At 37.1% G+C, this 6,314-nt stretch carries 5 protein-coding genes; 4 read left to right on the plus strand and 1 reads right to left on the minus strand.

Annotated features, from left to right (window positions below; all coding sequences use genetic code 11):
- Window positions 1-163: 163 nt before the first annotated feature.
- Both HNQ37_RS03490 and ftsH read left to right on the plus strand, forming a co-directional pair.
- On the plus strand, window positions 164-1,360 hold the full coding sequence (locus tag HNQ37_RS03490) for a phosphoglycerate kinase (protein ID WP_183539358.1): 1,197 nt from the start codon (window positions 164-166) through the stop codon (window positions 1,358-1,360).
- 316 nt (window positions 1,361-1,676) lie between these two features.
- A complete protein-coding gene (gene ftsH, locus HNQ37_RS03495; RefSeq protein WP_183539360.1) occupies window positions 1,677-3,785 on the plus strand; it encodes an ATP-dependent zinc metalloprotease FtsH in 2,109 nt (702 codons plus the stop codon).
- Between the two features lie 610 nt (window positions 3,786-4,395).
- Here ftsH and HNQ37_RS03500 read toward each other — a convergent pair.
- Entirely contained in the window at window positions 4,396-4,629 is a 234-nt protein-coding gene (locus HNQ37_RS03500) for a hypothetical protein (protein WP_183539362.1), read from the minus strand.
- 119 nt (window positions 4,630-4,748) lie between these two features.
- Between HNQ37_RS03500 and HNQ37_RS03505 the strand changes: the two genes are divergently transcribed.
- Together HNQ37_RS03505 and HNQ37_RS03510 are read left to right on the plus strand one after the other, a co-directional pair.
- Window positions 4,749-5,201 carry a CoA-binding protein gene (locus tag HNQ37_RS03505; protein WP_183539364.1) on the plus strand — a complete coding sequence of 151 codons (453 nt, stop codon included), beginning with the start codon at window positions 4,749-4,751 and terminating at the stop codon, window positions 5,199-5,201.
- Between the two features lie 358 nt (window positions 5,202-5,559).
- The gene (locus tag HNQ37_RS03510; protein ID WP_183539366.1) at window positions 5,560-5,901 is read left to right on the plus strand and encodes a helix-turn-helix domain-containing protein; all 342 of its coding nucleotides are present in this window, start codon (window positions 5,560-5,562) and stop codon (window positions 5,899-5,901) included.
- Window positions 5,902-6,314: the final 413 nt, after the last annotated feature.

The raw sequence follows: 6,314 nt of genomic DNA on the forward strand, positions 1-6,314 counted from the left end.
TAAAAGTCTCCTAACGTAAGCATTTTCAAAAAAGTCTTCAAAATTTTTTGTGATATAATTTACTTAACAAAAATAAAACGTTACGATTCTCTTTTTATTTTGGACTTATAACCCAAATTTTGAAAGTTGAGGAGGACGATATAAAAAGGAGAAACATCCAATTATGGCAAAACTTACCGTAAAAGACGTTGAATTAAAGGGAAAAAAAGTTCTCGTTCGAGTTGATTTCAATGTTCCAATCAAAGACGGCGTTATAACTAATGATAACCGTATCACCGCAGCATTGCCGACAATAAAATATATCCTCGAACAAGGAGGACGTGCCATTCTTTTCTCTCACCTTGGCCGTGTAAAAGAAGAAGCTGATAAAGTTGGTAAGTCTTTGGCTCCAGTTGCAGCTACACTAGCTGAAAAGCTTGGACAAGACGTTAAATTTATTCCAGAAACTCGTGGCGCAGCGCTTGAAGCGGCCGTAAATGAACTTAAAGATGGTGAAATCTTGGTCTTTGAAAACACCCGTTTCGAAGATATTGATGGCAAGAAAGAATCTAAGAACGATCCAGAACTTGGTAAATATTGGGCATCACTTGGTGATGGAATATTCGTAAATGATGCTTTTGGAACAGCACACCGTGCTCATGCTTCAAATGTAGGTGTTTCCGCAAATGTTGAATATGCTGTAGCAGGTTTTCTTCTTGAAAACGAAATTGCTTATATTCAAGAAGCGGTTGAAAGTCCAGAACGACCATTCGTTGCGATTCTTGGTGGTTCAAAAGTGTCAGACAAGATTGGTGTTATTGAAAATCTTCTTGCTAAAGCTGATAAAGTTATTATTGGTGGTGGTATGGCCTACACCTTCTTGAAGTCTCAAGGCTTTGAAATTGGAACTTCACTCGTTGAAGATGACAAGCTTACACTTGCTAAAGAATTACTTGCTAAAGCTGATGGAAAGCTCATTCTCCCAATTGATCACAAAGTAGCAAATGCCTTTGCAGGTTACACTGAAGTCATAGAGACAGAGGGGGAAGATATTCCAGAAGGCTTCATGGGACTAGATGTGGGTTCTAAAACAATTGCTGATTACTCAGTACAACTTAAAAATGCGAAAACAGTCGTTTGGAATGGTCCAGTTGGTGTTTTCGAAAATCCTGACTTCCAAGCTGGTACAATTGGTTTGATGGAAGCAATAGTTAAACAACCAGGCGTTAAATCAATTATTGGTGGTGGCGACTCAGCTGCTGCAGCCATCAATCTTGGTTATGCTGAGAAATTCTCATGGATCTCAACTGGTGGTGGTGCTTCTATGGAACTTCTTGAAGGTAAAGTACTTCCAGGACTTGCAGCTTTAACCAACAAATAAAAAGTTTAAATTTCTAAGACGGCTTTGGCCGTCTTTTTGTTTACACAAAAGATTTTTTGGCAGATTTAAGGTTATTTGATAAAATTTAAGGGAATATTTATCAAATTCGTCATTCTGATTTTTTTGTAAATTATTTGCGACTTTTAGGTATCTTTTTGTTAAAATAAAGTTATTAAAGGTCAATTAAGGTCAATTTCAGACTAAAGTCTTAGCGAATATAAGGTGATTTCTCATATACTTAAAGGCGATGAAATGGCTTAATCATCAAAATTTTGATATAATTGCTAAATTAGAATAGAAGTAAGAATAGGAAGTTATGCAGAACCCTAATAAAAAACCAAATAATAATAATGGATTCATCAAGAATGCGTTCTTGTGGATTATTGCCTTTATCGTGATTGTTGTAGGAATTAATATATTTATGGGTGGTAATAATTCAACCACTAAGACAATTGATTATTCAGCGATCGCAACTAATATAAAAAATGGTGATTTAACTAAGTTAACGTTTCAACCTGTAAATGGAGTCGTCAAAGTCTCAGGTGAATATAAAAAGGCAAAGACTGATAGCTCAACAACTAGTGCTTTTCCTCTCTTGTCTGGTCAGTCAACAAAAGTCACAGGCTTCACGAGTTATATCATTCCAACAGACAAGAATATCACTGACTTGCAAAATTTGGCTGACAAGAATGATGTGACTGTGTCCGTTGAACAAACACCAACAGATAGTATTTGGGTGACTTTACTTGGTTCATGGCTACCGATTATTGCATTACTTGCTTTCATGTACTTTATGATGTCTGGAGCTCTTGGAGGCCGCGGTGGTGGTGCCAACAATCCAATGTCATTTGGTAAATCACGTGCGAAACAGCAAGATGGTAAGACTTCAAAAGTTCGCTTTGAGGATGTCGCTGGTGAGGAAGAAGAAAAGGCAGAACTCGTCGAGGTAGTCGACTTCTTGAAGAATCCTAAGAAGTACCACGATCTTGGAGCGCGTATTCCAGCTGGAGTTCTCCTCGAAGGCCCTCCGGGTACAGGTAAAACTCTACTTGCCAAGGCAGTTGCGGGTGAAGCAGGCGTACCCTTTTACAGCATTTCTGGCTCTGACTTTGTAGAGATGTTTGTCGGTGTTGGTGCTTCACGTGTGCGTGATTTATTTGAAAATGCTAAAAAGAATTCTCCAGCCATCCTATTTATTGACGAGATTGATGCTGTTGGTCGCCAACGTGGGGCTGGCATGGGAGGTGGAAATGATGAACGTGAACAAACTCTGAATCAACTACTTGTTGAGATGGATGGTTTCCAAGATACCGGGGAAAATGTCATAGTTATTGCAGCCACTAACCGTTCCGACGTACTTGATCCAGCTTTGCTCCGACCAGGTCGTTTCGATCGTAAGGTTTTAGTTGGAGCACCAGATGTTAAGGGACGTGAAGCTGTACTTCGTGTTCATGCTCGTAATAAGAAATTAGCACCAGACGTTGACTTGAAGATTGTAGCTCAACAAACTCCAGGATATGTTGGTGCAGATTTGGAAAATGTTCTAAATGAAGCTGCGCTTGTTGCAGCTCGCCAAAATAAAAAGGCTATTGATGCTTCTGATGTAGATGAAGGTATGGACCGTGCCATGGCTGGTCCAGCTAAAAAAGACCGTATGCAGTCAATTCGTGAGCGCGAAATTGTGGCTTACCATGAAGCGGGACATGCGATTGTCGGGATTGTACTTGAAAATGGTTCTACTGTTCGTAAGGTAACTGTTGTTCCTCGTGGACGTATTGGTGGTTACATGCTTGCTCTTCCAGACGAAGAAGTAATGCAACCAACTAACTTCCACTTGAAAGACCAACTTGCATCTCTCATGGGTGGACGTCTCGGTGAAGAAATTGTCTTTGGTGTCGCTACGCCAGGCGCTTCAAATGATATTGAAAAAGCTACACATATTGCACGGGCCATGGTAGCTGAATATGGTATGTCAGAGAAACTCGGTATGGTTTCTTATGAGGGTGACCACCAGGTCTTCATCGGCCGTGATTATGGTCAAACTAAGAGTTATTCTGAAGCAACTGCTGTCATGATTGATGATGAAGTACGTCGTATTCTTTCAGAAGCATACGACCGTGCGAAAGAAGCCATTGAATCTCATCGTGAGCAACACAAGAATATTGCTGAAGCTTTGATGAAATATGAAACCTTGAATGCAGAGCAAATTATGTCTCTATTCAAGAATGGAAAGATGCCTGAAAAGGAACAAGAAGACACGAAAACTGGTTCAGATATTCTTAATTCAGTTTCTGATTTAAACTCTTCTGAAGTTTCAAAAATTGAAGCTATAGAGGACTCTGAACTTCCTAAATCATCAGAAGAAAACTCCGGGAGTCAAGATAAATCTGAAAGTAGTCCAAATACTACCTCTGAGTCTTTATAAAATGATGATTACCACTCCCAATATGGAGTGGTTTTTAATTTCGTAAAAATAAATTAAAGCTGTGTATTACAGAATTTAAATTTTTAATTTAAAAATTTAGTGGTCTTTTGTGTTGATAAAAAACTATTTTGTGTTTGAAAAAAGAAATTCCAAATGATATGTATGTATGGCTTAGAAGTAATCAATTTACTGTGTGTAAATACTAATGGAAAGTCTGTGCCATTTAAAAGAAAAGTTCAAGGGTATAATAATTAGGTTTCCTTGCCTTTCAGCATTAATGCACAATAATTTCTATAATTTAAACTTCAAACTCCCAAAGTAGGGTGATTATATCTGCTAACAGGACTGCTTTTCGTAAAATCTAACTTTAATTAGGAACAATTAGAGCAAAGATTTCTCGTAAATCTACCAAGAAATTATTGATTTGACTGACAATTAAATTATAAAATAAAAGAGGCACTGTGGTTCAATTCAAAATCTATTAACCATTCTAATTAAAAAGACAAGAACTTAATCTTGTCTTTTTAATTAGAAAGCATAGCTTTTACTGAGAAACAACATTTTTTGCTGAAAGTATAATTTTTTGGATTAAGCATTAACAGTAACTCAATCAACGCCAATATTTTTGATTTGACCGACGGCGTCGATCAGAGATAAGCTTGCCAATCCAAATTCCAACAGCAAGAATCAATGCAGGAATCAAGAATTGAGGACTAAGTAACCAGAAGACAGCACCGATGAACATTCTAAGCAAAAGCAAGCTGAGTAGAATTGGAAGAATAATACGAAATGCGCCACGAACAAATATGGCTGCTAAGACAATTAATACAATTAATAAGAACATGATTGATCTCCTTTAATGTTCATTTCTATAATTTTATTTTACCAAGTAAAAGTTTAACATAACTAAGACTATTGACTGATTTGATGCATTTTAAATTCGTTGAGTGTTATAATTAAGCTATGACTAATACAGAATATGAATTTAAAAACTCTGATCAAGAAATAATTTTTAATTACTTAAAAAAAGCCAAGGTTGTAGCCGTTGTTGGCTTGTCTGATCGAGAAGAAACTTCTTCAAATATGGTAACAAAGGCAATTCAAAATGCGGGGTATCGAATCATTCCTGTGAATCCAAAATTAGCAGGAGGAGAACTTTTAGGAGAAAAAGTTTATGGTTCAATTCTTGATATTCCGTTCCACATTGATATTGTTGATATTTTCCGTCGTTCTGAATTTTTGGCAGACGTGGCACGTGAATTTATTCTTACTGATGCAGATGTTTTTTGGGCGCAACAAGGACTTCAATCAGAAGAGGCTGAAAAAATCTTACGGGCAGCTGATCGTAATCAAATCGTAATGAATCGGTGTATAAAGATTGAATATGCTTATTCAGGTTTAGGAATAAAGCAGTGAAAGGTTTTTGCTTAATTTTTGGAATAAATCCAGACAGTTTTGCAGACAATAGACAGGGTTAGTGTAACTCTTTGGTTTCAGGTTTCAGATGCAACAAGGGGGTCGCTTTTTGCAAAGTAATCTGTAATAGTGTTATCAAATATTGATGATGTGCAGCCTAAAATTAAGACTTGGATGAATCATTACGCGAGAAAAATGTTCAATTATCAAACACTATTCCAGATGTTTAATGGTGGCTAAATTAAAATTGCAATTTGCATAGGCAAATTGTAATATTAAGTTAGCCACCTGAAGAAAGAAAAATACACCCGAAACCTTTATACTTGAATTTGGAAAAATAAAGTAGAAAAGAATTCAGATGCAAAATTATTCTAATACAAAAGGCAAACATTTAACACTGATTGAACGCTGGCACAATAGGAAACCCCGAAGTGGCAACCAGATTGCACGACTTTTATGTAAGGCACCACAAACGATTCATCATGAACTCAAGTGGGGACGGGTTCAATTGAAGACCAAGACAAAGTATTCTGCAGAGGTGGCGCAAGCTTCCTATGACACACGTCGGAGGCATTGTGGACGTCCCTCAAAATTCACAAAGGTTTTGAATGCTCTGATTTCAAAAGTCGTCCGAGAGAAACTATCACTTGAAGTCTTCTCACAAGCTTTCCCATCCTGTCTATTTACGAACGCTGTATAACTGGATTGAAGCGGGGTGTCTCGATGTAAAAACTCATGATTTACTCTATCCTCATTACAAAAAGTTGAAGAAACTACGGTCAACTCAACCTAAGCGGCCTTTTGGTTTGTCTATCAAACAACGTTCTTAGGTGGTCAACCAGCGTGAAGAATTTTGACATTGCGAGATTGATACCGTCCTTCTGACGAAAATGAACCCAAATACTTGGTCAAAGATAAAAGAGAAAATATCTTTAAATAAAAAACTAGTGAAATAGAAGAGTGGAAATAGCAATTTCCGGACAACGCTAGTAAAATCAAGATATTTCTATTGATTTATAATGGCAAATTGTAAAATTAGTTTAGCCACCTGAAGCAAGAAAAAAACACCTGAATTTCTTATACTTGAATTTGAAAGAAGACAAGTAGAAAAGG

The sequence above is a fragment of the Lactovum miscens genome, from assembly GCF_014202895.1.
Taxonomy (GTDB): Bacteria; Bacillota; Bacilli; order Lactobacillales; family Streptococcaceae; genus Lactovum; species Lactovum miscens.

Excerpts from the sequence above, each read along its gene's own strand:
- HNQ37_RS03490 (WP_183539358.1), top strand. The coding sequence starts at position 164 with ATGGCAAAACTTACCGTAAAAGACGTTGAATTAAAGGGAAAAAAAGTT.
- ftsH (WP_183539360.1), top strand. The coding sequence starts at position 1,677 with ATGCAGAACCCTAATAAAAAACCAAATAATAATAATGGATTCATCAAG.
- HNQ37_RS03510 (WP_183539366.1), top strand. The coding sequence starts at position 5,560 with ATGCAAAATTATTCTAATACAAAAGGCAAACATTTAACACTGATTGAA.
- HNQ37_RS03505 (WP_183539364.1), top strand. The coding sequence starts at position 4,749 with ATGACTAATACAGAATATGAATTTAAAAACTCTGATCAAGAAATAATT.
- HNQ37_RS03500 (WP_183539362.1), bottom strand. The coding sequence starts at position 4,629 with ATGTTCTTATTAATTGTATTAATTGTCTTAGCAGCCATATTTGTTCGT.